Raw genomic sequence first — 3,479 nt, 5'->3', positions numbered from 1 at the left:
CGCGTTCCTGCTCAACGAAAAACGCAACTCGATCACCAAGATCGAACTGCGCACCCGCGCCCGCATCGTGATTCTGCCGAACGATCACCTGGAAACGCCGCACTTCGAAGTGCAGCGCCTGCGTGATGACAGCCCTGAAGCCCACAGCGGCCAGTCCAGCTACGAAATCGCCGCTGCCGCTGCCGAAGTGGAAGAAGTCCAGCCAGCCGCTGCGACCCGCACCCTGGTTCGCCAGGAAGCTGCGGTCAAGACTGCGCCGGCTCGCGCCAACGCACCGGTTCCGACCGAAGTCGCCGCTCCGGTTGCCGCACCGGCCGCACTGCCTGAGCCAAGCCTGTTCAAAGGCCTGGTGAAGTCGCTGGTCAGCCTGTTCGCCACCAAGGAAGAGCCAGCCGCTCCGGTTGTGGTTGAAAAACCAGCTGCCGAGCGTCCGGCGCGCAACGAAGAACGTCGCAACGGTCGCCAGCAGAGCCGTAACCGCAACGGTCGTCGTGACGAAGAGCGCAAACCGCGCGAAGAACGTGCTCCGCGTGAAGAACGCGCGCCACGTGAAGAGCGTGCACCTCGCGAAGCTCGTGAAGAGACCCCGACGGTAGAACGTGCACCGCGCGAAGAGCGCGCACCACGCACTCCACGTGCCCCACGCGAAGACCGCAAGCCACGTGGCGAGCGTGAGGAGCGTGTACGTGAACTGCGCGAGCCGCTGGACGCCGTTCCAGCCGTTGCCGGTGCAGCGGTTGTCGCCGAAGAACGCCCGGCTCGCCAGCCGCGTGAAGAGCGTGCACCTCGTGAGGAACGTCAACCACGCCCACCGCGTGAAGAGCGTCAACCACGTGCCGAACACGCCGCTGCCGCCAGCGAAGAAGAAGTGCTGACCGGCGAAGAGCAACTGCAGGACGACGGCCAGGAAGGCGCCGAAGGCGATCGTCCACGCCGTCGCTCCCGTGGCCAGCGTCGTCGCAGCAACCGTCGTGAGCGTCAACGCGATGCCAACGGCAACGTGATCGAAGGTTCGGAAGAAACTGGCGAAAACGCAGAAGCCGCTACTGGCGAACCAACTGGCGCCGAACTGGCTGCCGGTCTGGCCGTTACCGCTGCCGTTGCCAGTTCGGTCATCAGCGCTCCAGCTGAAGCCCAGGCACACGAGCAGGCTGAGCGCGCTACCGCTGCTATCGAAGAAACTGTGGTTGTTGAGACAGCTGTTGCCGAGACGCCAGCGGTTGAAGCACCTGTGGTTGAAGCGCCAGTCGTGGAAGCACCGGTGGTCGAAGCCACCACCCCAATCGAAGCGCCGGTTGTTCCGGAAGTGGAAGTTGCACAGGCTCCTGTAGCCCAACCAGAAGTTGAAGTGGCGGTTGTTGAGCCAGCACCTGTGGTTGAGCCTCAGCCAGTCGTTGAGGCCGTGGTTGAAGCACCGGCTGTCGAAGCCGCGCCAGAAGTACGAGAAGTTCGTGAAGAACAGACCGCCTTCCAATGGCACGCCGAACCAGCAGTACCGGTTGAAGCACCAGCCCCTGTGGTAGAAGAAGCACCAGCACCGGTTGCTGAAGTCGTGGTCGCCGAGCCAGCCCCGGTGGTTGAGTCCGCTCCGGCCGTTGAACCAGCGCCAGTGGTTGAAGCGCCGGTGGTTGCCGAAGTGGCCGCTCCAGTGGTTGAAGCCGCACCGGTCAGCGCCCTGACCGAGAACGGCCGTGCACCGAACGACCCACGTGAAGTGCGTCGTCGTCGCAAGGAAGCTGAAGCCGCCGCTGCTGCTGCCGCGGCACAGGAAGCAGAACACGAGAGCAAACCTCTCGTCTGATTCCAGCAGCAATTAAAAAGCCCCGCCTGATCACTCAGGCGGGGCTTTTTTATGCAGTGTGTCCCGATCAAATGTGGGAGGGGGCTTGCTCCTTCTCACATTTAGATAGGCTTGAAACTCAAGGACTGCGGCACGTCGATATCCCAAAGCACACCAACATCTTCGACCAGCACTTCGTTCACTATCGCTTCAGCAAACAACGACCTGGCCCCGCGATCCCCGCTCAGCGCCATCAACCCTGGCCCAAATTCCCGGCCGAACGCCACAGGATGCCCATACCGCCCCTCCTGTACGGGCACGCTGATGCCGCCCTGCTCCATCCCATCGATCACCCGCTCAATACTCGACGGTTGGATAAACGGCATATCCCCCAACACCACCAGCCAGCCGTCCGACGGGCTACTGGCTGCGACCGCTGCGGCAATACTGTCGCCCATGCCGGCTGAATGAAGCAGCAAAACTTCGCAGCCATACACCCGAGCTAACCGAATGACTTCCGAGCGCTCCGGAGAGGTCACCAACCAGCGCCTGACAACGCCCACGGGCAAATTCCTCAGCACCTGCTCGATCACCGGCCGAATCACGCCATCCAGGCCTACGCAATCGGCCAATAACTTGTCTTTATCAGCCCCGGCCTCGACGCGGAAACGACTGCCCTGCCCCGCAGCGAGCACAATCGCAGTGACTGTCACTGCGCCATCACCGGCATCAGTTTCTTCTGCATCGGCGCCACACCGTTCTTGATCGCGACAATTTCCGCCATCAACGACAAGGCGATTTCCGCCGGTGTGTGACTACCAATATGCAAACCGATCGGCCCATGCAAACGTGCTATCGCCTCCGCCGATACTCCCAGTGCCGCCAGGTTTTCCCGGCGTTTCTGGGTATTGACCCGCGAGCCGAGGGCGCCGATGTAGAACGCTGCAGAATTCAACGCCGTGAGCAGCGCCATATCATCCAGGCGCGGATCATGGGTCAGGCAAACAATGGCCGTGCGCTCATCCGTCTGGATATTCAACACCGCCTCGTCCGGCATGCCCGGTACAAAGCGACCATGCTGCTCTTCCCAACCATAGACAAACTCTTCCCGCGGATCGCAGATGAGCACTTCGAAATCCAGCAAACGCGCGATTTCCGCTACATAGCGCGACAGTTGCCCGGCACCTATCAACAGCAGCCGCCAGCGTGGGCCGTAGATAGCCCGCAGGTGTTCGCCATCGAAGCTGACCACATCATCCTTGCCGGCCTCACTCAGGGTCACGGCACCTGTCACCAGGTTCAGCTCCCGGGCAACGATCTGGTGATCCTCACAGCGCGCCAGTAGCTGTGCGACCCACTGCCAATCGTCTACCCGCTCTTCGGTCAGGCGCAACGTGCCACCGCACGGCAGACCAAAGCGCGCCGCCTCATCGCGGGTGACGCCGTAGGTCACCAGTTGTACCGGTGGGCCGTCGTCAGGCAGGCGACCGTCCTGCAGGCGTGCGATCAAGTCATCCTCGATGCAGCCGCCAGACACCGAGCCGATCACCACCCCATCGCCACGCAGCGCCAGCATGGCCCCCGGTGGACGTGGTGCACTCCCCCAGGTCTGAACCACGCTGTACAACACCACCCGCTGCCCGGCGCGACGCCATTCGAGCACGCTGCGCAGGACATTCAGATCCACACTGTCCACAAA

At 62.5% G+C, this 3,479-nt stretch carries 2 protein-coding genes and 1 pseudogene; 1 reads left to right on the top strand and 2 read right to left on the bottom strand.

From position 1 onward, the window contains the following. A pseudogene (locus ACRESD_RS10390) lies at window positions 1–1,801 on the top strand (ribonuclease E); the annotation flags it as partial. Between the two features lie 101 nt (window positions 1,802–1,902). On the opposite strand, the gene ACRESD_RS10385 reads toward ACRESD_RS10390, so the two are convergent. Together ACRESD_RS10385 and ACRESD_RS10380 are read right to left on the bottom strand one after the other, a co-directional pair. Next, the gene (locus ACRESD_RS10385; RefSeq protein WP_431750828.1) at window positions 1,903–2,493 is read right to left on the bottom strand and encodes a nucleotidyltransferase family protein; all 591 of its coding nucleotides are present in this window, start codon (window positions 2,491–2,493) and stop codon (window positions 1,903–1,905) included. Next, the gene (locus tag ACRESD_RS10380; protein WP_431750829.1) at window positions 2,490–3,476 is read right to left on the bottom strand and encodes an XdhC family protein; all 987 of its coding nucleotides are present in this window, start codon (window positions 3,474–3,476) and stop codon (window positions 2,490–2,492) included. The genes ACRESD_RS10385 and ACRESD_RS10380 overlap by 4 nt, the downstream gene beginning before the upstream one ends. Window positions 3,477–3,479: the final 3 nt, after the last annotated feature.

Origin of the sequence: Pseudomonas sp. (assembly GCF_050739995.1) — a bacterium.
In the GTDB taxonomy this organism is placed as follows: domain Bacteria; phylum Pseudomonadota; class Gammaproteobacteria; order Pseudomonadales; family Pseudomonadaceae; genus Aquipseudomonas.
Note: the sequence above shows the minus strand (reverse complement) of the source record. Positions and strands in the feature narration are given on the sequence as shown.